Genomic DNA, 26363 nt, shown 5'->3' on the forward strand with positions numbered 1-26363 from the left:
CCATTGCCGGGCGCGTGGACAAATCAAAAGCCCCGCTGGCAATGTGCCGGCGGGGCTTTTTCGTGTGTCGAAGCATCTCTACCTGGGTAGCACGAAGCCCGCCCGTCCCACTGGCTCCAGCCCACTCACCGTCTGCGTGGCCCCGTCGTACCCATCCTGGTCAGTGAGCAGGCAGTTGTAGCCCATCGCGTACACCCAGATGCCCGCCGCCACGTCCTGCTCCTTGCGGCTGTAGGTGCGCACCAGGGCCCCGAACTGCCCGCCCCCGTCGAAGTGGTGTAAGGCCTTGTGCACGCTTTGCAGCAGCTGCAGCTTGGCCAGCGCCGCCCCCCGCTGGCGGCTCTGCTGGTAGGAGTCCCCCGCCACCTCCACGGCCAGCGTCACCCGTACCTGGCAGGTGCCGCGCTGAATGCCTTCGCCGATATCATGCCAGTCGGCTTCGTCAAAGTCCAGCAGGGCCACGCCCTGGGCGAAGGGCAACGGGTATTCGTGGCTCAGGGCCTGGTCACTGCTGAGCTGGCCCTGGTCCAAATCAATCCAGCCCAGGGCGGGCACTTTGGCCGCCAGGCGGTCAGCGAGGGCGGCATACACGGTGGCGAAGGTGCTGGTCATTTCAGTAAGCCGACGATGCCGGCGCTAATTTTCTTCACAAGTTTGTCTTTAGCCGCCCGCCCCAGCGTGATGAAGGGCCGCGCCGGCAGCTTGGCGTTGCCTTCCTGCTGGGCCTGTGCGTAGGCCTCGGGGCTGCCCACCGTCACTGTGGTAGCCGTGGTGGCGACGATGCGCACCGAGCGCCTGAGCCGGCCCGACTTCACCAATAGCGCCCGCTGCCGGGGGTTGGCCACGCGCTTGCCGCGGCGCTTCACTGTGTCGGCGGCTTTGCGCGGGGCCCAGGGCACCACGGCCCCGGCGTCGTTCTCGAAGCCCTGGCGGCGGAAGTTGTCGGCTGACTCGGCCACCACGGCCTTGCCCATCTCGCGGGGCAGCGTGCGCAGGTAGCCGCGCAGCTGCTGGCCGAAGCGTTCGAGGCCATTGCTCATAACTGCTGCTCAATTTTGGTTGCTACAGACTTGGGCACGTCGAAGTAAGGGTGCTCAGCGTTGAATACCTCGCCGCCCTTGCCGCTGTTGTTGCGGAACTCGATAGGCGGTTCTGGCAAGCTATCAAGCGTGTCCCGTGCCGTCGGCGTGGCGTCGGCATCCGTCTCCACCACGTCGCACCGGCAATTGTGTACAACGCCAATCTTAGTTACATAACTGATATCTTCTTTTACTGAAAGGTTGTATACATTGCCGATGTATGGTATATTTGCAATAGAATCAACTTTTGCAAATTTCAGATGAAAAAAGGCGTATCGGAGAAAGTCATTCAGCGCATCGAAACCCTGGAGGGGCGCACCGTCTGTGAAGCCCTCACCGAGTTGTACATTGGGCAGGTACTCACCTACCGCATGATTTGCAAGCGGTGGGGGTTGCAGCCTGCACAGCTTATCAAACTGGTGAAGCAGTGTGGCATAGAGCCGCGCAAAGGCGGAGAGGCCATTCGGGTGCAATGGGCCGACAACCCGGAGCGCCGTGCTGCTCAGGCCGAAGCAATGAGCGTCCGCGCTCGCGGATTTGTTGCTATCGGCAAACACGGTCGACTCGGCAGAACCAAAGAAACCAACGAGTCGGTCCGTCAAATGGCGCTTAAACAGCGCGAAACCACTCAGTTTAACGACCCCGTTTTTCGGGAGCACATCCGCACCAAGCGCGTGAGCATGTACCGAGCAGACCCTAGCAGCCACCCCAATGCCAAAGCACTCCCGTCCAAACGCGAACAACTCATGCTGGAGCATTTCCAGAAGTTGGGGTACAATCCGCAGTTTAGCTACCACCTTTCGCCCTATTGGGTAGATGTGTTTTTGCCAGAACTGGGCATTGGCATTGAGTGCGTAAACACGAAGCGCCCGACGTGGGCCCGCCACGCGCACATTGCGGACCAAGGAGCGCACATGCTCTATGTGACCAACATCTTTATCGACGCCGCCGACTTCCGGCAGTTGGATGACTACATCGCCGGCTTTCAGGTTCTCAGCGCGAATCCAGCCTTTAAGCGTGAGGAAGCGATGGTTTGGGGTAGTAAGTACGTGTTCTTCTTCACTGACCAGCCGGACAACGTGCTCATCGAAGTGATTAAGATGGACGAACTCTACTGCCTTCGCTTCGCCGCTGCCGCCAATCACTAGGTCGCCAACGCGCAGATCACTAATACACTGCCAGCCAGTGGGGGTCAACACATTTGTTTCGGGCGTGAAGCAATTGTAGTCGCAGGGCGGGTAGGTGGTATCCCAAAACGGGTCGTCCTTTGGCAGCGTGATACCGTCATACTCCGCGTGCTCGGCCCGCACCAGGTCGTCGCCCGCCGTCTTGTAGGTAAGCATGGCACCGTCGCTGAACTCGCTCCACTTGCTGGCCATCTGGGCGCTGGCCACGGCCGTGTTGTACTCCGTCTCCAGGTAGTCGACGTTGTAGAGCTGGTTCACTTGCAGGGCATCGGCGCGGAACTCCGCGAAGGGCCGCACCTTGCCATCTGCGTCGGTTAGCTTCTCCTGCATCGCCTGTTGCACGGCATGGGTTTTGAAGCCCGAAAACCGCTGAATATTCTCACTCAGGTAGCCGCGCAGCTTCGGGTCGGTCGCTTCCCAGCCGACGCTAATTGCGCCCTCCAGGTGGTCGCGCAGGTAGCTGTAGAGCGCCCCATCGATGGTGCCCGCGAACAGGTCGCCCCCGTGCACTCGCTTGATGACGCCCTCGGCCAGCTTGTCGAGCTGGCTACTCGCCGCCGCCGTCACCAGCGAGGTTAGTTGCGAGGTTAGTTGCGCGACGGACTGGGGCAGCTGGCTTGCCGGTTGGGTCGGGCTCGGCTGGCCCGCCCGCTTTCCCGGCGGCACCGGCAGCGGCACCACCACGGGCACCGGCTTGTCCTCCAGCACCACGCCGAACGTGTCTTCGAGGTACTGCTTGTTCACTTGGTAGCCCGAGTCCTTCATGATGCCCTGCACAATCAGGAACTGCTTTTCCTTGCCCAAGTTTTCGGTATCCTCGAACTGGAACTCGTAGCCCGCCACGGGGTAGCCGTGCTTCACCAGAAACGGCAGCAACTGCCCGTTGATCAGGTCCGACAGGAACACCGAATCTTCCTTGGTGTAGGCGTCGCTCACCCGCTCGTGCACCTCGCCCTGGCTGCGGCTGCTGCCCGAGTCGGTCGTCATCGTCTGGCCCAGCACCAGCTTGGATAGCTCGGAGTTGATGCGCTCGATGAACTTGTCGTAGAGCAGCGCGTTGCCGGTGGATGGGGCGATGAAATCCACCTTCACGCCTTCGGGAAACACGCCGTAGCCGGCCTGGCCCATGTTGGCCATCATGGTGTTACAGGAATCCATCTGCGGGCCGTCCATCGCGCCGGTGATGGTGCGGTACGGGGTGCCAAACATTTCGGTGAAGCCCGCCCAGGCCCCGAGCACGGTCTTTTTCCAGATAATGGCGGGCGCGGCCTTCAGCAGCAGGCCCAGGCTGTGCCGGTCGCCCACCTCGATGAGCCACGGCGAGTAGGCCGGGTCGTTCTCGTAGTCAACGCCCACAATCATGCCCGGCATCGTGCGCACCAGGTGCGCCTCGGGAAACACGTGCTGGCGCGGCACCAGGGTGAGCTGGTGGAACTCGCCATCCACGGGCACGGGAAACTCGATTAGGCTGTGGCCGTAGTCGATGCTTTCGAGCGCGTAGCGGCAGAACTGCCGAAACCAGGGCTTGCGCAGCATTTTGGTGAAGGCTGGATTCTCCTTGCCCGTACCGTCCACCAGCTTAAAAGCCTGGCCCAGCACGTTGATTTTGCGCGTCTCCAGCACGCTGCTCAGGTGCAGGTCCAGCGCCACGTCGGCGTAGATGTTGAGAATTTGTATTCTTTCCGGGTAGTAGACGTTCTCCGCCCGGTCCAGCGCGTCGCGCCATTTCTGCACGTCCTGCTTCAGTCGGCGGATTTGCACGGGGTACACCGTTTCGAGCACCGAGCCGGGCAGGGCCCCAAAGCCCGCCGGCCCCGCGGCCTGGATGGACTTGTTGAACGGGTTCAGGGCCTGGCCCAGCGATTTGAAGATATTGGCCATCTTAGTAGGTGTTGCTTAGTTTGGGCAGCGAGCTGCCGCGGGGAAGAATGGAGCCGGTGTCCTGGGTGCCATCGGGCAGCTGGGCCGATTCCAACGGCAGCCCGCAACTCAGGGCCCCCTTGCGCACCAGCTTGAGCCAGTCAATTACCTGCTGGTAGCGGTCCTGGCGAATCTGGGGCACGTTGCGCGGGTTCTGGCGGCTGTGCAGGTGGTAAAGCGCCAAATCCACCAGGTACATCACGATTTGCGGGTTGCGCTGGTCAGCGGTGGCCGGCACCGCGGGCAAAATCCCCGCGGCGGGCACGGCACTCACCGGGCCCAGGGCCCCGAAGACGGCCACCACGTCGAAGCGGCCCCGCAGGTAGCTTTCCATTTCGGCCTGCGCGGCGTGGGCCGCGCTGCTGAGCAGCGCGTCGTTGCCGTCGGTGAGCAGCCCGCGGATTTCGTCGCGGATTTGCAGGCCGTAGTCGGCGGAAGTCAGAAAGCTCATGTCGGTTAATTAAATTAATTAATTAGTAGCTATTGTTCGCCCGTTGGGGCATGATGAGGGCCGGTAGCGGGGCCGCGTTAGGCCGCTGAAACCGCTGATAATCTTCGCTGAAAAGCCGGCAGAGCATATAATCAACCGCATCGGTGCAGTGCGCATAAGGCTCGTAGCTGACGCCCGTTTTGGGATCCTTCACGCGCTTCTTATTCTTGGTGCCATCGGCGGCCTTCAGCACCTTCTGGTAGTCCTGGATGGTGTTGCGGCACGCCTTATCAAAGCGCAGCCCGATGCCGCCCACTTCTTCGCTCAAAATCTTGTCAATCCAGAGGCCCCGCATCGAGACGCTGGGCGCGCTGGCGGCTACGCGCTGGGTGCATTGCCAGCCCGCTTTCTGAAAGACGCCCAGCAGAATGGTGAAATCGTTCTGGCCCTTCTCGCTGCGCGTGTCGGCCGCGCGGCCCGCCGGGTCGCCGTACACGAACACCTCGGCCGCGTGGGCCGGGAAGCGGCGCACCAGGCCCTGGGCGCAGGCCATTGTGTTGTTGAGCGGAGTGCCCAGCGTTACCTCCGCCACCTGGGTGCACTCCTTGCCCCGCACCTGCCAGGCCAGGCCCGTTACGTAGGGGCTGGTGTTGAAGTCAAACGTGAGGTGCAGCGCTACGCCCGCCTCGTAGGTGCTGGCGTAGTCGCCGGTGTGCCGCTGGGTGTCGAAGCTGGAATAAAATTCTCCACCGGTTTTTTCGGTAGCATTCCAGTCGCCTTCGAGCAGCCGCTGGCGGTCGTAGTCGTTGCTGAGGCCCTCCAGGCTCTTCTTGTAGAGCGCCACAAAGGCCTTGTCGGGGTTGTCGGTCACCAAGGCCCTGATCACGCACTGGCTGGGCTTGAGCCGCACCGGGTTGTCTTCGTCGTCGAAGAAGTATTTCGTGCGCACCCAGTTGTAGCCCGGGTTGCAGGTGATGAGCAGCTTGGGCACCAACCCGAACTCGGGCAGCATCCAGCGGATGCGGCTTTTGAGAATGTCGGCCGCCTTCTCGGGTACGCCGTCGCCAGCCTCCTCAATCCAGGCATCGGTAAACTCCGAGCTACCCAGCCGCTGATAATCCGGGTCGGACGGCGACCAACCCAAATCGCGGAACACCTCGCGGCTGCCGTTGGGAAAGTCCAGGCGAAAATCCTGGGCGTTGAACGTGAAGTCGCGACCCGCCACCAATCCCCACTTGGCCAATACAGAAAAATAAGTTATCAGGGTGGATTCCTTCAGGTCTTTGAGCACGGTGCGGCCGGTCAGCCCCCGACTGCCCGGGTAGCGCAGGCGGCGATAGAGCTTCCAGGCCACGCCCAGGTAGCTTTTTCCGCCGCCAGCCGCCCCGCCGAAGCACACCTCTTCGGTGGTGCCGTCTTCCAGCGCCAGCCAGGCCGTGTGCTGCTTCCAGCTCGGTTGAAAATTAATGTCCGGCATCGGCGGCAAGGGTGTCGGGCGCGGCGGGGGCCACGTAGTTGAAGGTGAGCGCCAGGCCCACCTCGCCGCTGTGCTTGGTCTCCTTCTTCTCGCTGAAGCCCTCAATGAGCTGCACCCAGAGCTTGGCCGCCGCGGCGTCGGGCGGGTAGTGCTCGGTGTAGTCGGCCTTCACGATGCCGGCCAGCTTGTCATTGAAAATCTTCTTTGCCGGATGCGAGTACCCCACGGCGCGGGCGTGCAGGGCCAGCAGCACGTCGGGCGTGAGCTGCTGGTAATCGTTGGGCAGGCCGTCGCCCAGCTGAATGCGCCGGCGGTGCTGCTTGATGGTCTTGTCCGAAAAGCCCGTGGCCGCGGCCAATTCCTGCACGGTGGGCACCCGGGTGTACTTTTTGATGAAGGCCAGCAGCGCCTTGCGGATTTTGGCCCGGTTGGCTTGGCTGTCTTCGCGTTCGGAACCGGCGGGGCGCTTTTTCATGGGCCCGCAACCTACTCCCGCGCCCGAAACGGCAAAGAAATCATTTCCGGAACGCGTACAAAACCCGTACGATTAGCGCGTAAAACCCACGCGTTCCGGAAGCGCAATCCAGGGCCGGTTTGGCGGGCCGCGAAGTTTGGCTTCGCATTCCCCCGCCTTCTTCATGGCCCAACCTACGCTTCAGATTTATTCCGCCATTGGCTTCGACCCGCAATCGGGCACGGGCCTGAGCGCGGCCGACTTCGGGGCGCAGCTGGCCACGGCGGAAGCCTCGGGGGAGAAGCGGGTCGCCGTGCGCATCAACAGCGGCGGCGGCAACTGGGCCGAGGGCCAGAGCATGTACGACATGCTCAAGGCCTCCGCCCTGAAGGTCGATACCTACTGCGTGGGCCTGGTGGCCAGCGCCGCCACGCTGCCCTTCATGGCCGGCAACAAGCGCCTCATCGCCGCCCACGGCCGGCTCATGATTCACAACTGCGCTTCGGGCGCGACGGGCGGCGTCGCCGACTTCGAAGTGGCCATTGAGCAGCAGAAGGCCATCAACGGCTCGATGGCGGCCCTCTACGCCAGCGTCAGTGGCCAGCCGGTCGAGAAATGCGCCGCGCTGATGGCCGCCACCACCTTCATGGATGCCGAAACCGCCGTGGCCCTGGGCTTCGCCACCGGCATCATGCCCGACACCCAGGCCGCCCAAGCGCCCCCGGCAAGTCTGCCCACTGCTTCGCTCCATTCCTACTACGCAACCCTCATCAGCACCGCTGACATGAAAAACCTGTTGATTCCCATTTTCGCCGCGGCCGGCATGCTGACGCTGACGGCCACCTCATCCGACGCCGACATGGCCACCGCCGTGGCGGCGGCCTTCGGCGAGAAGGACAAAGCCAAGAAAGAGGCCGACGACGCCAAGGCCGCGCTGGCCACCGCCACCGCTGCCCTGGCCGCCGCCACTGAAAAGTGCGCCGCCATGGATAAGCAGATGGCCGACATGGAAGAGGAGGAGGCCAAAGCCAAAGCCACCGCCGCCACCGCTACCATCGAAGCCACCGTCACGGCCGCCATCGCTTCCGGCCGCATCGTGGCCAGCCAGAAAGAGGTGTACATGAGCTTGGCCAAAGCCGATTTGACCAGCACCAAGGCCGTGCTCGACGCCCTGCCGGCCCGCCGGTCGGTAGCCGACGCCATCACCAGCTTCAGCGCCTACGCTGCCGTGCTGCCGCTGACCGCCGGCGGGGCCATGGCTGAGATCCAGGCCCGCCTGGCCAGCAAATAATCTTATCTCCCACGCTTTTTCACCCCAGTAGCTGACCATGGCACTGACAATCAACGATACCACCTACGCCGGCGAAGCCGCCAGCAGCTTCATTGTGAAGTCCGTCATTGGCAACGAGGTGGTGCAGAAAGGCCTGGTGTACGTCAAGGACGGCATCAAGAAAGCCTACACCATCCCGCGCTTGCAGGTGGACGGCATCATTCAGGACCGCATCCCGACCCCCATTTCGCCCAGCAGCTCGGTGGGTAACATGGTGGTGGACGGCCGCACCCTGAACCCGGCCGACTACATGGTGTACGCCGAATTCGACCCCCGCGACTTCGAAGCCCATTGGTTCGCCACCCAGCTGAACCCGACCCTGATCGACCGCCGCCTGCCGGTGAGCATCGAGTCGGTGCTCATCCAGGAGGTGATGAAGCAGCACAACAAGTTTCTGGGTCAGGCCATCCTGAAGTCGAACAAGACGGCCGGCGTGAAGCCCTTCGCCTACTTCGACGGCCTCATCACCCGCGCCAAAGCCGACGTGTCGGTGCCGAAAGTGGCGTCGCCGGTGGTGCTGACCGTGGCCAACATCGCCGACGCGCTGCAAAGCGTGCTCAACGCCACCACGCCCGACGTGCTCTACGACCCGGACATGAAGTTCCTGCTGAGCTACAAGACGGCCCAGATCTACGAGCAGTACCAGCGCACGGCCACGTTCAAAAACGTGGACACCACCCAGGCGGGCATCATGCGCTTCGGGGGCCGCACCATCGAGCCGCTCTTCGGAATGCCCGACGACACCATCTTCTTCGCCAAGGCGAAGGCCGACCTGGATTCCAACCTGTGGGTCGGCATGAACAGCATCGACGACGCCACCGTGCAGCTGGCCCGCTTGCAGGCCAACAGCGAGCTGTACTTCATCAAGATGCTGATGAAAGTCGACACCAACTACGGCTTCGGCGCGCAGACCACGCTCTACGCGGTCTAGTCGCTCCTGGCCCGGCCCGCCCGGCCAACCTGGCCGCCATTCTTCGGGATGGCGGCCTTTGGCGGCACTAGACCAGCGATAAATCCATGGCCACCATCAAGAATAAAGCCGGCATCCGCGAGACGTTTGCCGCCCGGCCCGACCTGAAAGCGGTCCACGTCCTGCCCAGCGGCGAGCACTACTTCAACCTCGACCACGCCGAGCAGGCCTTGGTCGAAGGCGAGGAAATCACCACGCTGGGCCCCGACGCCGACGCGCTGAAGGACGACGAGAAGCCCGCCAAGGCCAAGTAATGGCCCGGCTGCTGCTGCTCAGCCTCGCGCTGCTGCTGGCCCTGGCCGGGTGCGTCAACCGCCCGCCCAAGTCTGTCGAGGAAGCCCAGCGCCGCTACCGCCGCGCCTGGGAGCGCGGCAACCGCGATGCGCCCCACCACTTTTTGCCCCGCTAACCCATGCGCCTGGAACTCCACCGCACCACCTTCACCAAAGAATCCACCATCGGCGAATTGTCGGTGGACGGCGTGTTCGAATGCTTTGTGTGCGAAGACCCGGTGCGCCCGGTGGGGGCCCCGAAAGTATTTGGCAAAACGGCCATCCCGGCCGGCATCTACGCCGTGCGCGTCACCTACTCCAACCGCTTCCTGCGGCGCCTGCCGCTGCTGGTGAACGTGCCGGACGGCGACATCCACTTCGGCGACCTGCTGATCGACGACTGCGGCGTGCGCATCCACAGCGGCAACACGGCGGCCGACACGGAAGGCTGCCTGCTGGTGGGCCTCGACAAAAAACCCGACTTCGTGGGCCGTTCGCGCGACGCGTTCAGCCGCTTTTTTCCGCGCTTGCAAGATGCCGTGGCCGCGGGGCCCGTGCTGCTCACTATCCGCTAATGGCCGCCCCGAACAACGTCGTTTCTTCCGAGTGGGCCAAGTGGGTCGCGGGCCTGCTGCTGGGGGTAAACAGTCTCTGCGTGGGCTACGTCATCCGCATGGAAACTCGCGTGGCGACGCTGGAAACCAGCTTTACTGACCAGCAGCGCGTGTCCATCCAGCAGCAGGCCGACGCCAAAGAAATCAGGGCCGACCTCTACAGCCGGCTGAGCGCCACCGACCGCACCCAACTCGAAATCCTGCAAGCCATCGGTCTAGTCCGCGAGGATGTGGCCGCCATCCGCGGGGCCGTGGGCGCAAGCCGCCACTAGCTTATGAAACCATTCCTTTTCCTGTGCTTACTCCTGCTGGCGGCCGCCTGTAACCCGCTGCGCAGCGTGCTCAGGCCCTCGCCTGAGCGCCAGCTGAGCCGGCTGCTCACGGCCCACCCCGAGCTGGTAAAGCACGACACGGTGAGCGTGCACGACACGGTGACCGTGGCCCGGGTGCAGGTCCAAACCCGCTACGTAGCCATTCCCGACCGCCCCCGCGAGCGGGGCGACTCGCTCCAGCTCGACGCGCTGCTTTCCCGCCTGGGTAGCGCGCTCGACACGGCCCAGCGCAAGGCGACCCAAGCCACCATCTACCGCCTGGTGCGCCAGCGGCCCTACTTCCCCGACACGCTCCGCTTCGACACGCTGGGCGTGCACGGCCGCATCTGGCAGCGGGGCCGGGTGTACAGCATCCGCCTCACCCGCGACGAAATCCGCACCCCGCACGAAGCCCGGGCCGTCGTCAGCCGCCTGGGGCCCGGCGATGGCAACCGCCCCGCCGCCTGGTACCGGCCCGGCACCTGGCCCCGCTGGGTGTACCTGCTGGCCGGCTTCCTGATTGGTCTTCTCCTCTGTTTTCGCCTAGCCCGCCGCTAAAATGAACCCCATCGCGCAATTCTGGAACCGTTTCAAAGCCGAGTGCCCGCCTTTCTGGAAGAAGGTGCGCACCGTGGCCGCCACGCTGCTGCTGATCGTCTCCGGCCTGCTGGCCGACGCCGACAAAGTGGGCGAAGACATCGCCCACTACCTGCGCTACGCCTTCGTGGGCCTCACCACGCTGGTGGGCGCGGCCCAGGCCACGGTCAAAGACGCCACCGAGCCCGACGACAAGGCCACGTCTCCCACGCCTCCCACGCCTCCAACTACTGCTTAATATGGCCCTGCCCGACATCCTCATCACCCGCGTTCAGGGCGGCCTCGGCCGCCAGCAGCCCACCAACGACGGCATTTCGGCCCTCATCACCCAGGGCGTGGCCATCGCCGGCAAGCTCGTGCTCGACACCGACTACGAGCTGCGCTCCCTGCTGGCTGCCGAAGCCATCGGCATCGCCGCCACCGGCGGCTACGCCGCCACCCACCAGCACATCAGCGAGTATTTCCGGCTCTCGCCGGGGGCCGTGCTTATTGTGCGGGTTGTGGCCCAGTCGGTACCGCTGGCCAGCATCCTCGACAAGACCCAGGCTCACGCCAAAACCATGCTCGTGGCCGCCAACGGCCGCATCAAGCAGCTGGCCGTGGCGCTCAACCCCGCCGCCGGCTACGTGCCGGCCGTGACCCACGGCTTTGACGACGACGTGTTCGCCGCCATCGCCCAGGCCCAGGCCCTGGCCATGGAAGAGTTTGTGCAGCACCGCCCCGTGCTGGTGCTGCTCGGGGCGTATTCGCTCAGCCATGACCCCAGCGTGGCCGCCGACCTGACCATGCTCAGCAGTGAGTTCGTGGGCGTGCTGGCCGGCACCGATGCCGCCAGCCCCAACGAGCCCGCCCTGGGGGCCGGGCTCGGGGCCGTGTCGGCCGCGGCCGTCAACGAGTCCATCGCCTGGGTGCAGAAATTTAACCTGACCGGCAGCGGCCAGTTCCTCAACGCTGGCCTAAGCAACGGGGCCCTGCTGGGCCAGCTGCTGCCGGGCGACCTGGCCGCCTTCGCCGCCAAGGGCTTCATCGCCGTGCGTCAGCACGCCGGCCTCGACGGCTTCTACTTCTCGGACTCGCCGACCTGCACGCTGCCTTCTTCCGACTACGCCTACCTGGAAAACGTGCGCACCACCAACAAAGCCGCCCGCCTGGTGCGCACGGCCCTGCTGCCGGCCCTCAACGGCCCGCTGCCGGTGAATGCTGACGGCACACTGGCCGCCCAGGCGGTGGGCGAACTGCAGGGCAAAGCCCTGGCGGGCCTCACCGCCGGGCTGCTGCAAACCGCCCAGGCCTCGGCCCTGGCCGTGTACATCGACCCCACCCAGAACGTGCTCAGCACCTCGCAGCTCAACGTGCAAGTGCGCCTGGTGCCCGTGGGCGTGGGCCGTCAAATCGTCGTTTCCCTGGGCCTCACCACTAAACTCTCCTAAGCCATGGCCGACTTCGTTCCGCAAATAAATGGCCGCGCCTACGACTGGGCCAGCCTTCGCGCCCAGCTGCTGGGCCAAACCATCGCCGGTATCACGGCCCTCTCCTACGAAGACATGCAGGAGAAAGTCAACAACCACGGCGCGGGCACCATGCCGGTATCGCGCGGCTACGGCAAGTACGAAGCCAAGGGCAGCGTGACGCTGGAAATGAAGGAGCTGGAGCGCATCCAGGCGGCCCTGCCGCCCGGCGGCCGCATCCAGGACATTCCGCCCTTTCCCGTCATTGCCAGCTTCGTGAATCCGAGCAACCAGCTCGTGACCCACACGCTCCACAACTGCGAGTTCACCGGCCAGAAGCGCGAGCTGAAGACCGGCGATACCAACGTCGAAATCGAACTGGACCTCATCGTATCACACATTAGCTGGAGTTAAAATGGCCCCTTTCGAATTCACCCCCGAGGCCCTGGCCGACTTGAAAAAGACCCACGGCGATCTCTTTATCCTCGAAGTGAAGGTGAGCGCCGACGACACGGCCGTGGCCTACCTCAAGCCCGCCGACCGCAACGTGCTGGCCTTCGCGTTGCAGCGCGTGGCCAAAGACCAGATGCTGGAGCCCGGCGAGTTCATCCTGGCCAACTGCTTCGTCGGCGGCGACCCGCGCCTGAGCTTGCCCACCGGCCGGGCCGAAACCCCGGTGCAGCTGGCCGGGGCCCTGGCCGCCGTCTCGCTGGTAAAGACGCTGGAGGCCACGGTAAAAAACGCGTAGCCGCCGCGCCGGTCGTCTCCGACAAACCCGACGAAGACGACCTGCCCAAAATGGCGGCCCTCATCAGCCACTACCTGCACCTGCCTTTCCCCGAACGCCTCACCGATGAGGAGTTCGGGGCCAAGTTTCAACAAGCCGACTGGCTGCGGCGCAACCCCCAGGTGCGGCCGGTCAAACTGATTTAGGCCATGTCCAACCTGCTGAATTTTAAGCTGACCCTCGAAGACCTGTTGGGGCCGAAAGTCGCCGGTGCGATTCGGCAGGTGCAGGGCTTGCGAAAGGAGGTCGAAAAACCGATGGCCCCCAAACTCGAAGACGGGCAATTTCGGGATGCCCTTGGCAAGTTGCGCCACGCAAACGGCCAATTTGTAAAGGGAGCCAACGACGGTTTTTCATCCGTCGGACAGAGCGCAAATGGGCTCGGCGGCATCCTGGGGAAATTAGGCATTGCTTTTAGCATCTTTGAGGCCTTCAGCTTCCTGAAGGAGTCGGTCACCATGTTCAACGCGGCCGACCAGGCGGGGGCTCAGTTCGACGCCACCCTCAAATCCACCGGCAACACCGTGGGGCTGACCCGCCAGGAGCTGCTCGGCATGAGCACGGCGTTGATGGGCAAGAGCCTCTTCGACGACGACGCCATCACCCAGGCGCAATCGGTCCTGCTGACGTTTACCAACATTAAGGGCGCGGTCTACAAGGACGCGCTGCCCGCCATCACCGACCTGGCCACCAAGATGGGCGGCGACTTGCAAGGGGCGACCGTGCAGGTGGGCAAAGCGCTGCAAGACCCCGTGGCCGGCATCACGGCGCTGCACCGGGTGGGCGTCAACTTTTCGGAGAGCCAGAAAGCCGTCATCAAGCAGCTGGTCGACACGGGCCAGACGGCCAAGGCCCAGGGCCTAATCCTGAAGGAGCTGAACACCGAATTCGGCGGCTCCGCCGAAGCGGCCAGCAAGGCCGGCACCGGGGGCTGGACGGTGCTCAAGAACAAGTTTGACAACGTGCGCGAATCCATCGGGGGGTTGCTCAGCCAGGGCGCGGGCCAGGGCCTGCCCATCCTGAGTACGCTGGTGGACCAGGGCCAGCAGGCCGTGGACTGGGTAAGCGCGCACCTGGATGGGATTAAGGCAGCATTTCAGCCGCTCAAGGATGCCTTACAGCCGCTCATTGACACCTTCACTGAGTTGTGGGCCCAGCAGTACGGCAACGGCGAAGCCGGCGACAAGCTGGCCACCGCTTTCAACGACGTGGGGGCCGTTATCCGCTTCATCTCGCCGGCCATCAAAGTAGCGGCCACGCTGCTGGCCGAGGTGTGGAAGTTTCAGATGCAAGTCACCCAGGCCTTGCGGCAATTTGTGGAAACCAGCCCGCGCCTGCAAAAATTCTTCGTGGGGCTGTGGACCGGGGCCGTGGCCGCCTTCAAGGGCATTGCCGAGGCCGTGGGCAAGTACCTGGGCGGCGTGGGCACCTTCATCGAGGGCATCTTCAGCGGCAACATGAGCAAGGTGGGCGAGGGCGTCAAGCAGACGCTGGCGGCCCTGGCCGACACCACCGACGTGGGCGTGAAGGCCGCCAAGGGCTTTGTCAGCGGCTACAAAAAGGGCTTCGACAAAACCGACCTCTTCCCCGACGCGAAGCCCGGCACCGCCGCGGCCGAGTCCAGCGCCCACGCCTTTCTGGGTGGCAAGTCCGCCGCCGCCGCCGGCAAGCCCACCGCCCTCACGGCCGACGCCAGCAAGGGCACCGTGGGCGGCGTGGGCGGCGGCTCGAAAGTGACCAACATCACCCTGCGCATCGACACGCTGCTGCGCGAAGTGAAGCTCTCGGGGGCCACAATGGGCGAGAGCGTGGGCGATTTGGCGAAGCTCATCCGCGACACGGTAATTGCCGAACTCAACGATGTGAACACCCTGGCCAGCACCAACTAAATGCCCTACGCCCTCTCTCCTGCTTCCGCCCTCGATAGCCTCCAGGGCCGCGCCGTGGCCCTGGGCACCGACCGCACCGACGCCGGCCTGGGTGGGCGGCCCTTCCTGCCCATCGACCTGCGGGCCCTGACGGCCGAGGCCTTCGGCTATTCGGTCCTGCGCCGCTACCAGGTGCCGCCCGGGCCGGGCCAGGAGCCGCTGAGCAGTGCTTACGGCTCGCTCCAGGCCCCCGTGGCCAGCACCGGCCCCACCGGCCTGCTGGGCCTGCCGGCCTTCTTGCAGGTAAACTTTCACGCGGCCAAAAACCCGGCCACCGCCGACTACGCCAACGGCCTGGCCCTGCTCGACCCCATCGTAACGGTGGGCCAGCAGATGAACGTGGTGAAGACGGCCATCACCGGCCGCCGGGGCACCGTGAAGGAGTACATCGGCCAGGACGACTACGCCGTGACGATCCGCGCCATCCTGGCCACCGACCCGGGGGCCCCCAACCGCTTCGCCTACCCGCTGCCCGAGGTGAAGGCGCTGCGGGCGCTGGTGGAGCTGGGCGTGGCCCTGCCCGTGTCGGGCTTCCTGCTCGACACCTACGGCATCAGCAGCCTGGTGGTGGTGAACGTGCGCTACGAGAGCCTGCCGGGCTTCACCAACCTGCAAGCCTACGAAATCGAGTGCCTGAGCGACGACCCCATTGAGCTGGCGATCTAACTATAACATCCTTTTTTAGGGCCCCAGGCGGCCCGATTTTGCGCCATGTTTACCCTCACCTGCCTGCTGACGATTGGTTCGTTGCCGCCGCTGAATTTCGTGCACGAAATCAGCATCGAAAGCGCGTGGGCCAAATTCACGGACACGGCCACGATCACCCTGCCCCGCAAGCTGAAGGTGGCCGGCGGGCAGCCGCTGCCCGATCTGATCGGCGTGGGCGACGCGGTAACCATTCAATACGGCTACGACGGCACCCTGCGCACCGAGTTCACCGGCTACGTGTCGGAGCTGAAGCCGGGCACGCCGTTTCAGGTGAAGTGCGAGGATCAAATGTGGGCCCTGAAGCGCCAGGCGCTGCCGTCCAAGTCCTGGCGTACCGTCTCGCTGCTGGAGCTGCTCACCTACATCCGCGACCAGGCGGGGCTGGCCTTCGCCATCCGCGAGCTGGGGGCCCTGACCGTGGGCAAGTACCTCATTAACCAGGCCACCGGGGCCCAGGTGTTCGACGACTTGAAAAAGCGCTTCGGCCTGAACTGCTTTTTCCGGGCCGGCGTGCTCGTGGCTGGCCAGCCCTACGACGAGGCCCGCGCCACGCGCTTCAACTACGGCTTCCGGCAGAACATTATCGACTCGGATTTGGCCTACACCAACGCCGCCGACGTGGCCCTGCACTTCCGAGCCACCAGCACCCAGCCCAACGGCCAGAAAATTCAGGTCGATGCCAGCGGCGTGGTGAAAACCAAGAAAGTAAAAGGTGATGCCACCGCCCTGGTAACGGCCCTGAGCGGCGGGCTGAAGAAAGGCGAGCTGCGCACGCTCATTGGCCCGCCCGGCCTGAACGCGGCGCAGCTGCTGGCCTGGGTGCAGCAGGAAGCGGCCCGGCTGCGCTTCGACGGCTACCGCGGCGGGCTGAGCGCCTTCGGGGTACCAGCCTGCGAGCACGGCGACATTGCCGTGCTCAGCGACCCCGACTACCCCGAGCGGGCCGGGGCCTACTTCATCGACAGCGTAACCAAAACCTTCGGCGTGAACGGGTCGCGCCGGGCCCTCAAACTTGGCCCAAAATTTAGCCCCAAAGCATGATGCGCGCTCAACTTGCTCAATTCATCGACAGCCGCATTCCCAGCCAGGTGGTGGGGGGCACGGTGCTGCGCGTGGATGCGGCCCGCGCCGTGTGCGACGTGCAGCCCGCCGAAGCCGGTGCCCCCGAGCTGCTCGACGTGCAGCTGCGCGCCGTGGACGACGGCAGCAGCAAGGGCTTCGTGCTCTGGCCCGTGGTGGGCAGCCCCGTGCTCGTGGGCCTCATCGAAAACGACCCCAACAACTGCTTCGTGGTGGCCGTGAGCCGCGTCGAAGCCTTCACCCTGGCCACCCAAACCGATAGCCTGGCGGCCCTCTTCGCCGACCTGCTGGCGGCCATCGGGGCCCTGACCGTGACTACGGCCGTGGGGCCCAGCGGCCCGCCCATTAACCTGACCTCCTTCCAACAACTCGCCCAGCGGGGAAAACAGCTTTTACGCTCCTAGCCATGCTCGACACCAACACCGCCGAAGCCGCCGTGATGGCCCTGCTCGAAGACCAGGCCACCCGCCTCGACAACCCCGCCAAGGCCCGCATGGACTTTGCCCGCGACATCGTAGCCGCCTTCGCTGCCCTCATCCGCTCGGGCACCGTGACCGGCACCGTGAGCACCACCGGCACCGCCGCCGCCCAGGCGGGGCCCTTGCTCAACGGCACTATTTCCTAGTTCGAACGATGACCGCCACCGACCTGCTGCTTACCGCCGACTACGACCTGGCCTTCACCGAGGCCGGCGACCTGACCGCGGGCGAAAGCGACGCCCAGCACCTGAACCTGCTGCTGCTCACCAGCCAGGGCGAGTGGCGCGCCGACCCGCTGGTGGGCGTGGGCCTGTGGCGCTACCAGAACGCGCCCTACGGCCCGGCCCAGGCCCAGGAATTGCAGCGCGAAGTGGCCGTGCAGCTCCAGCGCGACGGCTACCAGGTACTGGAAAATAACTTAGCCGACCTCTCGGCCGCCAAACTTAACGCCGTGCGCCCGTGAGCAAAACCCTAATCACCGCCGGGCAGTCGCTGCTAGACGTGGCCATCCAGGAGCTGGGCAGCGTGGCCGCCCTCTTCGATTTGGCCGACGCCGCCGGGCTCGGCATTACCGATGCCCTGACGCCCGGCCAGCTGCTGGCCGTGCCCACCAGCCCGGCCGCCGCGCCTGCGCTGGCGGCCTACTTCGCGGACCGTGCGCAGCGCATCAACACCGGCGGGCCGATTGCCCCGCGCCAACCCATTACGACCCACGATTTCGACGCTAGAGATTTCAATTATCCAGATTTTGACGCCAGATAACCAGCTATAATGTATACTGATCAAGATATTGAGGCAGGCATCACGGCCCTGGCAGATGGGGTTCAGAACCGGGCAGTGCAGGTGCGCTACATCTTCGAGATGTTCCGCACCAACCTGGCCGCGCTGGTAATTCCCAACGGGGCGCACTTCCTGTTCGGGCCCAGCGTGCCCACCGCCGCGTTGGGGGTAGACGGCGACGTGTACGACAACACCGTGACCGGCGACCGCTCCCAAAAGCAGGGCGGGGCCTGGGTGTTCCAGTACCGCGCCAAGGGCGACGCGGGCCGCACGCCGCAAAAAGGCGTGGACTACACCGACGGCCATACGCCGCAAAAAGGCGTGGATTACCGCGATGGGGTGGACGGCCAGAGTGCCTACCAGCTGTGGCTGGGTGCGGGCAATACCGGCTCGCTGGCGGTGTTCCTGGCCAGCCTGAAAAGCCAGGCCGTGGCCCCTGCAAATGTCGGCAGCGGCAGCTACTGGCACCAGGAGGTTTACGACCCGGCGACAACCGACGGGGCGGACGGAGAATTCTGGCAAACGGCGGTGAGCCTGAGCACCGAAAAACGGTGGAAAAGGATTGCGGGCGCTTGGCGTAAGTTTTACGACAACACGGGGGTTGCTATAACGCCGCCGACCACCGACACCACGCCGCCCAGCGTTGCCTTCACCTTCCCCGCCGCCGGGGCCACGCTGACCGCCGGCACTCAGGTTACGCTCACCGCTACGGCGAGCGATAACGCCGCGGTACAGGGCCTAAGCTTCACGAACGGCGGCACCGGGGCCGCCTTAGGCGCGGGCGCGAAGAACGGCACCAGCTACACGCTGGCTTTCACGGTGCCCAGCACGGCCGGGGGCCTCTCGCTCACCGCCACCGCCACCGATACATCCGGCAATACGGCTACGGCCACGGTCAACGTGACCGTGCAGGCCGCCGCGCCCGCCCAGAACCAGTTGCCCACGGCCAACGCCGGCAGCAACACCACGATTCAACCGCCCACCTCGCAAGTGGCGCTAATGGGCAGCGGCAGCGACCCCGACGGTACCGTGGCCGCCTACGCCTGGCGGCAGGTGACGGGCGCGGCCGTGAACGGGATGCCCAGCAGCGTGCAGAACCCGGTCGTAACGGGCCTCACCACGGCGGGCACCTATCAGTTCGGCCTGACTGTCACCGACAACAGCGGTGGCAAGTCGCCGGAAGTCTTTACCGTGGTAACGGTGCAGGCCGCCGCCCAAACCAATTCCCTGGCCGCTAACAGCTCCACTCCCTCGTAATGCCCAATACCCTCACCACCATTTTTACGAGCACCCCGGCTTCGGAGCCGGTGGAAAGCCCGCACCCGAACACGGGCGCGTATGTGTTGGGCACCCAGCTTGCCAACGGCACCTGGCAGGTCATCCACACGCTGGTCACGAAAACCAGTACCCCGCCGACCGTCACGGGCCGCCTCAAGAACTTTCCAGCCGTGGCCGCGTCCGTAGTGGCCAGCGGCAACGTGCTCAACAACGTGCTGGCCCAGCCCACCGGCACGAGCGCCGTGGCCAGCAGCGCCAGCGCCATCAATGCCACGGTAAGCAGCAACGCCAACGCCACGGCCTACCGCTTGCTGACCGCTATGGCGGCGGCGGGGCCCTACAGCCCGCTTTACCAGGGCGCGGCGGCGGGCTTCGCCCACACGGGGCTCACGGCGGGCACGACCTATTACTACGAGTGGCAGTACGTGGGGGGCGGCTACTTTGACGACTCCCCCGTCAGCGGCCCGTTCAGTGGCTCGACGGGCGTGACGGACTATAAGGTGACCCCCGTGGCCGCGGACTGGGTATCGAACGTCATCTCGGGGGCAACCTACAGCGCCACGGGCCAGCTCTCGCCCCTGTCCTATATCTACGTGAGCACGGACGCCACGAGCGTTACCACGGCCCAGCACAGCCAGCTCCCCGAAGGAGGGGCCATGTCGGCCATCGGCATCCTCTCCGGCACAAGCCTCGTGGAATCCGTCAGCACCGACTTCACGGGGGCCGTGCAGCAGATAAACTCCGTGCTGCCCGGCAGTGGCCAGCGCCTGCTCAAGATTGTCACCGGCCCCTCGCGGGAAACCAACAGCGCCCACACGGTCGCCCAGACCAACGTGGACTCGCTGGTTTTTCACAACGCCACGAACGCCACCATCGTGGCCCAGCCCACGCCCGCCTCGCGCATCGTCATTGGCGGCGACAGCATTAGCTCGGGCTTTATCACGACCCACCCCGCCAGCGATAGCACGGCCCGCCAGTTGGAAACCCTGCTCGGCTACCAGGTCGCCGTCTACGGCTGGGGTAACCGCAGCTTCGGCCGGGACCAGTTTACCGCCGCCCAGCAGGACGCGGTAGTGACCAGCATCGCCGCCTGGCTGAACGCGCCCGGGGTATCGCTGAAAGAGTATTGGGGCGAGCTGGGCATCAACGACGTGTTCGGATTCGGCACCCAGACGGCGGCGGCGTTGCGGCCCGTCATTGCGTCCTTCTACGCCAAGCTGCAAGCCGCCGTGCCTGGTATTCGCATCTGGGCCCAGAGCCCTACCTACCACACTAATACCTACGCCAGCTACAACGTGGACACGGCGGCTAACTACGCCGCCGCCTTCATCGGGGCCGCCTCCGATGTGGCCAACGTGGTGTACGTGGACGGCACGAGCCTGACCACGAATGACGCCACGGTGCTGGCCGCCGACAATGTGCATCTGAACACGCTGGGCCAAAGCCAGGCGGCGCAGACCATGTACAACATCATCAACGCCGTGGCGCAGCCCTTCGTGCTGGGCACCAAGTTCTTGCGCATTGACGGCTCGGAAAACTTTGCTTATACTTCGTTCACGGTGGCCCTGAGCTTCACGGCCAACGTGTCCACGGCCAACAGCCTCGGCCAGCTCGCCGTCCACGGCTACAACCCCCCCAACGGCACGTACTACACGCTGGGCAGCTTCGCCATCTACGTCAACGGCGGCCAGGTAATTGCCTACGCCCCAGACGGGACGACAACCCCAACCCCAGACGCCAACAAGCTGACCGCCACCTGCCCCACCAGCGGCGTGGTAATAGTTATGTACAGCGCCGGGCCCAGCGGCCAGCAACTGCGGGTGGGCAGCACCGTTATCAATGGCCCGGGCCTGACGCTGGCCAGCACGGCGGGCATCAAGCTCGCCATCGGGGCCACGCCCACGGCCGCCACGGGCACGGCCACCCAGGCCAATATCCTGAACTGCCCCGCCTCTAACTTTTCGCTGTTTAAGCGGGTGCTGACCACGGCCGAAAAGGATAGTGTCGTGGCCGCCAATGGGGTGCTATCCCAGGCCCTGGCCACGGACGCGGCCCTACTAAGTTACTCGCGCCTGATTCCGCAGTCCACGGCCTCCACTGCCCTGCTCGACAACGTAACCAACACGCTGCGCATTCAGGTGCTGACGGCCAATGCCACGGCAAATACCGGGTTTATTTTGTCGGCGGGCATGACCTACGCCAACAACGTTTTCACCCGCACGGGAGCCTATACCAACTCGCCAGACGTGTACGCCACTGGCCGGGAAGGCATCGCCACGGGCGGCACCGGACTGCTGGGCACCATTGATTTTGGAACCATCGGCGGCACCGCGGGCCGGGTTATTTTAACGCCCGTGCTAGACGCGGCTGCCCTGGCTGGGGAAGGAGATAGCCCTGGTTTCTACATAGATACCCGGGGCTCCGCAACCTATGGAATATTAAAAAACCATGCGTTCGTGAATCCGGCGGGGGCCCCGGTTAGCGTTGGCAGTGCCACCACTATTCGGGTGCTCAAATACGCCGACCGGCTGGATTACGAACTGGGGGGAACCGTGGTATATACCTACGCCTACGCCAGTACGGCCGGGCCCCACATTCCCAAAATCTACTTATACGAGCAAAATATTACCCTTACCGGGCTCACCCTTACCGGCAACCTGGTATCCGTCTAAGCCATGCCCCAGAACACCGCCGCCCCCGCTCTGCCGGGCACCCGCCACGAGCGCCTGCTGGCCCAGATGGCCGCCAACCCCGTTACAGCTACTTACGCCTAATTGCTCATGGCCCGCACAATCCCCCAGATTCAGGCCGCCATCGCCGCCGACCGCGCCGACCGCGCCGAACTAGCGGCGCTCACAAGCCCCTCCGCCACGGCCCTCTACGTGCTAGTAGAGTACGTAGTAGCCGTGGCGCAGTGGGCGCACGAAACGCTGTGGGACCGCTTCCAGGCCGACGTGAACGCCGTCGTGGCCCGGGCCCCGGTGGGCACGCCCGGCTGGTACGCCGACCGGGCCCTGCAATTCCAGCAGGGCGGCACGCTCCAGGTGCTCGACAACGTCATTGGCTACCCGGTGGGCAGCACCGGGGCGCGCGTCATCACCCGCGCCGCTGCCAAGGAGAATAAACAAACCGGCAAGCTGCTGGTGAAGGTGGCCGCCAACGGGCCCACCCCGGGCACGCTGGCCGCGCTCGATGCGCCCACCCTCACCCAAGTTCGGGGCTACTTCGACCGGCTGCAATTCGCCGGCACCAAGCTGGAGGTGGTGAGCCGCGACGCTGACCGCCTCCAGCTCACGGGCCAGGTGTACTACGACCCGCTGCTCAACGTGCCCGCGCTCCAGGCGGCCGTGCGCGCGGGGCTGGCTGGCTACCTGGCCACGCTGGACTTTGCGGGCCAGGTGTACGTGGCCAAGCTGGAAGACGCCATCCAGGCCGTGCCGGGTGTGCGCGACGTGCTGCTTACCCTGGCCGCGGCGCGGGTGGGCCAGGTGGCCCCGGTGCCCTTCGCCCGCCTCTACGAGACGGCCGCCGGCTACATCGTGGAGGAAGACACGGTCGGCCTGAGCTTCCTCGACACCCTGCAATTCGTGCCCGATGTCCGCTAGTCCCGCCCGCTTCCGCCTCGACGTGGCCTACCTGGCCACGGTGCTGCTGCCGGCGCTGCTGCGCAAGCCGCGCCTGGTGGCCTGGGTGAGCGCACTCACCAGCCCGGTGGACGCGGTGTACCAGGCGTTTCTGGCCTACCGGCTCGACACGCTGCGCGAGCTGAGCTACAACGGCCAGACGGCGCTATTGGAAAAGGCACTGAACGATAAGCTAGACCCGAATTTGCGCCGGATTCTCATCCGCAATTCCACGGTCTACCTAGACCCCTTGTACCTCAATTTCAAGCGCGAAGCTCAGCCGCCGGTCTACGCCAGTACCCGCGCCGAAGGCCGGCCGCTGCTGCCGCACCGGGCCAGCGATTTCGCCGGGCAGGTCGGCTTTACGGTGTACGCGCCGGGCCTGAACGCCAAGGATTACCAACTCAATATTCTCCTCCAACGCTTCAAAATCGCGCTCGTGAGCTACCGCATTATTTACGCCCCTGCCCCCAATTAGCATGAAAAAGACCTTGTATGACGTGGGCGGCCGGCCCTTCTACGACGACGACATCCAGACCATTCAGGACGAAGCCCAGATCGCCGCGCTGGCAATCTACCGGGCCCTGGGCCGCGACTGCATCGTGAGCGGCTGCGCCGTGGCCGCCACGGGCAGCACCTACAGCGTGGGGACCGGCCTGGTGTACCTGGGTGGGGAGCTGCTGCGCTTCTTAGGGGCCACGGCCGTGGCGCTGCCGGCCGCGCTGGTGGCGGGCGCGGTGGCGGTGCTCGACGAGCGCACCTACCAGACCGGCGATACGAAGACCTGCATCCAGGAGCAATCCGCCGTGCTGGGCGCGGCCGGGGCGGGCGTGCCGGTCTACCCGGCCGGCGGGCTCACGCTCCAGCACCTGCTGCGGGCCGCGCAGTGGGAGGCGGGCGACGTGAAGTGGGGGCAGCTGCTGACCACCAACTACGACGCCACCGGGCTGGGTGTGCCCGGCAGTGCGGCCTGGGGCTGGGCGCTCTGCAACGGCCAGAACAAGACGGCCGATTTGCGCGGGGCCTTCGCCGCCGGTTACGACCCCGACCGGCCGGATTACGCGGCGGTGGGCGCGACGGGCGGGGAGGAAGCCCACACGCTGGGGGCCCGCGAGCTACCCGTCACGGCCGCGCCGCGCTACAACGGCCGCATCACCTTCAGCGGCGGCGACAGCAACGGCTACGCCGCGCAGGACGGGGGAGCGACCACTTTTGGCGGCGGGCAGGCCCACGAAAACCGGCCGCCGTTCTACGTGCTGGCCGCCCGGCAGTGGGTGGGCATCTAGGTCACACCGTGGTGCGCAGCGCGGGCCCCTCGGCCAGCCGCGCCAGCTCGACTGTGATGGCCGCCTCCCGCACCTGGCTGTAGTTCTTGTTCACCACCCGCTCCTCATCGCCCATCATGGCGGCAATGACGGCCCCAGTAGCCCCCAAATCGCGCCAGCGCTGGGCGAAGCTGCTGCGCGAGTCTTTGAAGGTGAGGTCGGGCAGGCCCAGGCTTAATTCAGCGGCGATGATTTTGAGGTAGGCGTTCACGTCCTTGTTATTTTTGACGGGCAACCGGCCCCGGCGGCGCTCGAAAATGGCCCGCGCTTCGGGGAAGAACGGCACCGAGAAGCCCTGCGGCTTACGCTTGGCCATCTTTTGGCGCGTCATGCGAATCCACTCCCGCCCCTGCGCGTCGGTGTGCAGGTAGGGCAGGGGGTCGGCGGCAAACCGGCAGTAATCGACGAACGAGAGGGCCGTGTGGGCGCTGAACAGCCACATGTCGGCCACGTCGTTGAGCGGCGTGGAGTGAAACACCGTGGCCGCGAGCAGCGCCTGTTCGGGCCCGGGCAAAAACCGGGGCAGGGCGGGGGTGGCCGTGCTCTGGTACTTGTAGCCGTGCAGGGCATTGGCTGGCACGTGCCCCTCGATGGCCGCCCAGGCCACCAGCATCTGGAGCATATTGATTTGCTTGGCCATTGCCGCGTGCCCGAAGCGCGGGCGGCCATCGGGGGCGCGTTGCGCCAGGCACCAGCGCTCCAGGGCCCGGGCGGTGGGCAGGCGCACGTCCTGCAAGTCAAAGGCTTTTTGCTGGAGGCCCCGGGCAAAAAACTCGGCCACGTTGCCCAGCCGGGAACGGTAGGAGCTGAGCGTGTTGGGGCTCTTGCCAATGCCGGGGCCCGCCATGGCGGCCAGAAAGTCTGCGCTCGCACGGGCCACCGTTAGCGGGGCGGCGGCGGGGGAGCGCACCCCGCGCACCCGTTCCCGGATGTGGCGGGCGGTGGGCGGCCCGCTTAGCCGCAGCTGGTCGTAGGCCAGGCCGGCGGCGGCTTTTAATTTGGTGAGCTGGGCGTTTAATTTCAGGACGTGCTCGGCGGACCAGGCCGCCAGGCGCAAATTCTTGTTGCCCGGCACCTCGATCCGGTGGGTGGCCACGTTCCAGTAGGCGGCCGGTACGTCGATGCCACTGGCAATTTCTGCCCGCTGCTGGCAGATGGTGATGCGCAAGAACAGGGGCGCGGTGCCATCCGCGGCCTCGCGGTTGGCGCGTCGCCAGAATTCGGATTTCATGGAGTAGTCGTAGAGCGGGAGCATGGCAGCGGGGCCTTGGTGGAAAGGGGCTGCAATACTAACCGCGTTAGCGGGCAGTTGGTCGCTGGTAACCGACGAATCCCGCGATAGTGAAAGAATAGGGGCGTTTTAGTCAACTACTGCGGTTAGCCAGTGGCCCGGGGTAACCGGGCGGCGGCGGGGTAACCGGGGCGGTCGCGGCTAAGCTAAATAGCTAGCCTTTACCGCCGCAAACAAAACCGCCCACGGCCAAAAACGGCGGTGGGCGGGCTGCTTACAATCAATTGTGGTCGCGCTAGGAATCGAACCTAGATCAAGAGCTTCGGAAACTCTCATACTATCCGTTGTACGACGCGACCAAGTCTGGATAGGACTGCAAAAGTAGCCGCAAAACCCCCGGCTGCCAAACGGCGCGGGCAAATTGGCGGCCGGGGCCCCAAAATTCTGCCACAACCCTAGGCGGCAAAAGGTAGTTAACTACCCATCCCATTGCCTCAATCTTCACTTCATTCCATGGAATCCACTAAAAAGAATCTTTACACGGCCGACGCTACGGCCGTGGGCGGTCGCAGCGGCCACGTCCGTTCCGCCACTGGCATCGTCGACCTTGATATGTCGGTGCCTGAAGGACTGGGCGGCAAAAAAGGCGCCACCAACCCCGAAGAGCTGTTTGCCGCCGGCTACGCCTCGTGCTTCCAGCAGGCGCTGCTCGTCATCGCCCAGCGCGCCGACGATAAGCTCGACCCTGCTACCGAAGTGAAGTGCTCGGTCACGTTGTTTCAGGAAGGCGAGGGCTACGGCCTGTCGGCCGTCCTCGACATCGACCTCAAGTCGTTCGACCACGACAAAACCATCGACATGGTGCGCCAGGCCCATAAAATCTGCCCGTATTCGGTGGGCACCCGCGGCAACATGGAAGTAGAACTCAAAGTGCAAGGCGAAACCATTCCCTTAGCTCCGGAAGAAAACGCCGGCGTAGCCGAAAAAGGCGGCGTGACTGCTTAAGGTGCTTAGGTTGGAAAAGGCCCGCTTGAACGTTCAGGCGGGCCTTTTTG

The 26363-nt window shown here is 64.9% G+C and carries 32 protein-coding genes and 1 tRNA gene; 25 read left to right on the forward strand and 8 right to left on the reverse strand.

The genetic code is table 11. From position 1 onward, the window contains the following. Window positions 1–78: 78 nt before the first annotated feature. Genes DDQ68_RS00220 through DDQ68_RS00245 form a run of 6 tightly spaced genes read right to left on the reverse strand, consistent with a single transcriptional unit; the run spans window position 79 to window position 6568 of the window. On the reverse strand, window positions 79–612 hold the full coding sequence (locus DDQ68_RS00220; protein ID WP_109651717.1) for a hypothetical protein: 534 nt from the start codon (window positions 610–612) through the stop codon (window positions 79–81). Then, the gene (locus DDQ68_RS00225) at window positions 609–1040 is read right to left on the reverse strand and encodes a phage virion morphogenesis family protein (protein WP_109651720.1); all 432 of its coding nucleotides are present in this window, start codon (window positions 1038–1040) and stop codon (window positions 609–611) included. The genes DDQ68_RS00220 and DDQ68_RS00225 overlap by 4 nt, the downstream gene beginning before the upstream one ends. Beyond that, window positions 1037–4147: a phage portal protein family protein gene (locus DDQ68_RS00230; protein WP_109651723.1), complete on the reverse strand. Its 3111-nt coding sequence runs from the start codon at window positions 4145–4147 to the stop codon at window positions 1037–1039. The genes DDQ68_RS00225 and DDQ68_RS00230 overlap by 4 nt, the downstream gene beginning before the upstream one ends. 1 nt (window position 4148) lies before the next feature. Beyond that, window positions 4149–4637 carry a phage protein Gp36 family protein gene (locus tag DDQ68_RS00235; protein WP_109651726.1) on the reverse strand — a complete coding sequence of 163 codons (489 nt, stop codon included), beginning with the start codon at window positions 4635–4637 and terminating at the stop codon, window positions 4149–4151. A gap of 22 nt (window positions 4638–4659) precedes the next feature. Continuing rightward, window positions 4660–6093 carry a phage terminase large subunit gene (locus DDQ68_RS00240; protein ID WP_109651729.1) on the reverse strand — a complete coding sequence of 478 codons (1434 nt, stop codon included), beginning with the start codon at window positions 6091–6093 and terminating at the stop codon, window positions 4660–4662. Continuing rightward, on the reverse strand, window positions 6080–6568 hold the full coding sequence (locus DDQ68_RS00245; RefSeq protein WP_109651732.1) for a hypothetical protein: 489 nt from the start codon (window positions 6566–6568) through the stop codon (window positions 6080–6082). Before DDQ68_RS00245 ends, DDQ68_RS00240 begins: the two co-directional genes overlap by 14 nt. Before the next feature lie 163 nt (window positions 6569–6731). Here DDQ68_RS00245 and DDQ68_RS24145 point away from each other — a divergent pair, with 163 nt between their 5' ends. The 24 genes from DDQ68_RS24145 (at window position 6732) to DDQ68_RS00355 (ending at window position 24038) form a co-directional block, all read left to right on the forward strand. Beyond that, a complete protein-coding gene (locus DDQ68_RS24145) occupies window positions 6732–7838 on the forward strand; it encodes a Clp protease ClpP (protein ID WP_109651735.1) in 1107 nt (368 codons plus the stop codon). A gap of 37 nt (window positions 7839–7875) precedes the next feature. Further along, window positions 7876–8808 (forward strand): hypothetical protein, encoded by a 933-nt coding sequence (locus DDQ68_RS00255; RefSeq protein WP_109651738.1) that lies wholly within the window; start codon window positions 7876–7878, stop codon window positions 8806–8808. A gap of 86 nt (window positions 8809–8894) precedes the next feature. Beyond that, complete coding sequence (locus DDQ68_RS00260; protein ID WP_109651741.1) at window positions 8895–9101, forward strand: hypothetical protein; 207 nt, start codon at window positions 8895–8897, stop codon at window positions 9099–9101. Beyond that, window positions 9101–9256 carry a hypothetical protein gene (locus DDQ68_RS22290; RefSeq protein ID WP_162549667.1) on the forward strand — a complete coding sequence of 52 codons (156 nt, stop codon included), beginning with the start codon at window positions 9101–9103 and terminating at the stop codon, window positions 9254–9256. The genes DDQ68_RS00260 and DDQ68_RS22290 overlap by 1 nt, the downstream gene beginning before the upstream one ends. Before the next feature lie 3 nt (window positions 9257–9259). Beyond that, complete coding sequence (locus DDQ68_RS00265) at window positions 9260–9694, forward strand: DUF5675 family protein (protein ID WP_109651744.1); 435 nt, start codon at window positions 9260–9262, stop codon at window positions 9692–9694. Beyond that, window positions 9694–10005: a hypothetical protein gene (locus DDQ68_RS00270; RefSeq protein WP_109651747.1), complete on the forward strand. Its 312-nt coding sequence runs from the start codon at window positions 9694–9696 to the stop codon at window positions 10003–10005. The genes DDQ68_RS00265 and DDQ68_RS00270 overlap by 1 nt, the downstream gene beginning before the upstream one ends. Window positions 10006–10008: 3 nt before the next feature. Continuing rightward, entirely contained in the window at window positions 10009–10602 is a 594-nt protein-coding gene (locus DDQ68_RS00275) for a hypothetical protein (RefSeq protein WP_109651749.1), read from the forward strand. 1 nt (window position 10603) lies between these two features. Next, a complete protein-coding gene (locus tag DDQ68_RS00280; protein WP_109651751.1) occupies window positions 10604–10879 on the forward strand; it encodes a hypothetical protein in 276 nt (91 codons plus the stop codon). A 1-nt stretch (window position 10880) separates the two neighbouring features. Beyond that, window positions 10881–12071: a DUF2586 family protein gene (locus tag DDQ68_RS00285; protein ID WP_109651753.1), complete on the forward strand. Its 1191-nt coding sequence runs from the start codon at window positions 10881–10883 to the stop codon at window positions 12069–12071. Window positions 12072–12074: 3 nt separating this feature from the next. After that, window positions 12075–12503: a hypothetical protein gene (locus tag DDQ68_RS00290; RefSeq protein ID WP_109651755.1), complete on the forward strand. Its 429-nt coding sequence runs from the start codon at window positions 12075–12077 to the stop codon at window positions 12501–12503. Window position 12504: 1 nt separating this feature from the next. Continuing rightward, the gene (locus tag DDQ68_RS00295; protein WP_109651758.1) at window positions 12505–12837 is read left to right on the forward strand and encodes a hypothetical protein; all 333 of its coding nucleotides are present in this window, start codon (window positions 12505–12507) and stop codon (window positions 12835–12837) included. A 50-nt stretch (window positions 12838–12887) separates the two neighbouring features. Further along, window positions 12888–13022: a hypothetical protein gene (locus tag DDQ68_RS24150; protein ID WP_281271057.1), complete on the forward strand. Its 135-nt coding sequence runs from the start codon at window positions 12888–12890 to the stop codon at window positions 13020–13022. 3 nt (window positions 13023–13025) lie between these two features. Beyond that, window positions 13026–14765, forward strand: coding sequence for a hypothetical protein (locus DDQ68_RS00300; RefSeq protein WP_109651761.1), 1740 nt, complete (start codon window positions 13026–13028; stop codon window positions 14763–14765). Next, entirely contained in the window at window positions 14766–15470 is a 705-nt protein-coding gene (locus DDQ68_RS00305; protein ID WP_109651764.1) for a DUF6046 domain-containing protein, read from the forward strand. Window positions 15471–15515: 45 nt separating this feature from the next. Continuing rightward, on the forward strand, window positions 15516–16553 hold the full coding sequence (locus DDQ68_RS00310; RefSeq protein ID WP_109651767.1) for a hypothetical protein: 1038 nt from the start codon (window positions 15516–15518) through the stop codon (window positions 16551–16553). Continuing rightward, entirely contained in the window at window positions 16550–16996 is a 447-nt protein-coding gene (locus DDQ68_RS00315; protein ID WP_109651770.1) for a hypothetical protein, read from the forward strand. The genes DDQ68_RS00310 and DDQ68_RS00315 overlap by 4 nt, the downstream gene beginning before the upstream one ends. Before the next feature lie 2 nt (window positions 16997–16998). Beyond that, window positions 16999–17217, forward strand: a complete 219-nt coding sequence (locus DDQ68_RS00320; protein WP_109651773.1) for a hypothetical protein — start codon at window positions 16999–17001, stop codon at window positions 17215–17217. Window positions 17218–17225: 8 nt separating this feature from the next. Further along, complete coding sequence (locus tag DDQ68_RS00325; protein ID WP_109651776.1) at window positions 17226–17534, forward strand: hypothetical protein; 309 nt, start codon at window positions 17226–17228, stop codon at window positions 17532–17534. Further along, window positions 17531–17833 carry a hypothetical protein gene (locus DDQ68_RS00330; protein WP_109651780.1) on the forward strand — a complete coding sequence of 101 codons (303 nt, stop codon included), beginning with the start codon at window positions 17531–17533 and terminating at the stop codon, window positions 17831–17833. The genes DDQ68_RS00325 and DDQ68_RS00330 overlap by 4 nt, the downstream gene beginning before the upstream one ends. 9 nt (window positions 17834–17842) lie before the next feature. Next, entirely contained in the window at window positions 17843–19108 is a 1266-nt protein-coding gene (locus DDQ68_RS00335; protein ID WP_109651783.1) for a PKD domain-containing protein, read from the forward strand. Next, window positions 19108–21801 carry an SGNH/GDSL hydrolase family protein gene (locus DDQ68_RS00340; RefSeq protein WP_109651786.1) on the forward strand — a complete coding sequence of 898 codons (2694 nt, stop codon included), beginning with the start codon at window positions 19108–19110 and terminating at the stop codon, window positions 21799–21801. The genes DDQ68_RS00335 and DDQ68_RS00340 overlap by 1 nt, the downstream gene beginning before the upstream one ends. Window positions 21802–21909: 108 nt before the next feature. Beyond that, window positions 21910–22734 (forward strand): baseplate J/gp47 family protein, encoded by an 825-nt coding sequence (locus DDQ68_RS00345; protein ID WP_162549668.1) that lies wholly within the window; start codon window positions 21910–21912, stop codon window positions 22732–22734. Further along, window positions 22724–23230: a hypothetical protein gene (locus DDQ68_RS00350; RefSeq protein WP_109651793.1), complete on the forward strand. Its 507-nt coding sequence runs from the start codon at window positions 22724–22726 to the stop codon at window positions 23228–23230. The genes DDQ68_RS00345 and DDQ68_RS00350 overlap by 11 nt, the downstream gene beginning before the upstream one ends. Window position 23231: 1 nt before the next feature. After that, window positions 23232–24038, forward strand: coding sequence for a hypothetical protein (locus DDQ68_RS00355; protein WP_109651797.1), 807 nt, complete (start codon window positions 23232–23234; stop codon window positions 24036–24038). A gap of 1 nt (window position 24039) precedes the next feature. Here DDQ68_RS00355 and DDQ68_RS00360 read toward each other — a convergent pair whose 3' ends face one another. Further along, window positions 24040–25308 (reverse strand): hypothetical protein, encoded by a 1269-nt coding sequence (locus DDQ68_RS00360; protein WP_162549669.1) that lies wholly within the window; start codon window positions 25306–25308, stop codon window positions 24040–24042. A gap of 287 nt (window positions 25309–25595) precedes the next feature. Then, window positions 25596–25667, reverse strand: a tRNA-Arg gene (locus tag DDQ68_RS00365). Between the two features lie 154 nt (window positions 25668–25821). Between DDQ68_RS00365 and DDQ68_RS00370 the strand changes: the two genes are divergently transcribed. Then, window positions 25822–26313, forward strand: coding sequence for an Ohr family peroxiredoxin (locus DDQ68_RS00370; protein WP_109651802.1), 492 nt, complete (start codon window positions 25822–25824; stop codon window positions 26311–26313). The last annotated feature ends 50 nt before the right edge of the window (window positions 26314–26363 follow it).

Origin of the sequence: Hymenobacter nivis, assembly GCF_003149515.1 — a bacterium.
GTDB classification, from domain to species: Bacteria; Bacteroidota; Bacteroidia; order Cytophagales; family Hymenobacteraceae; genus Hymenobacter; species Hymenobacter nivis.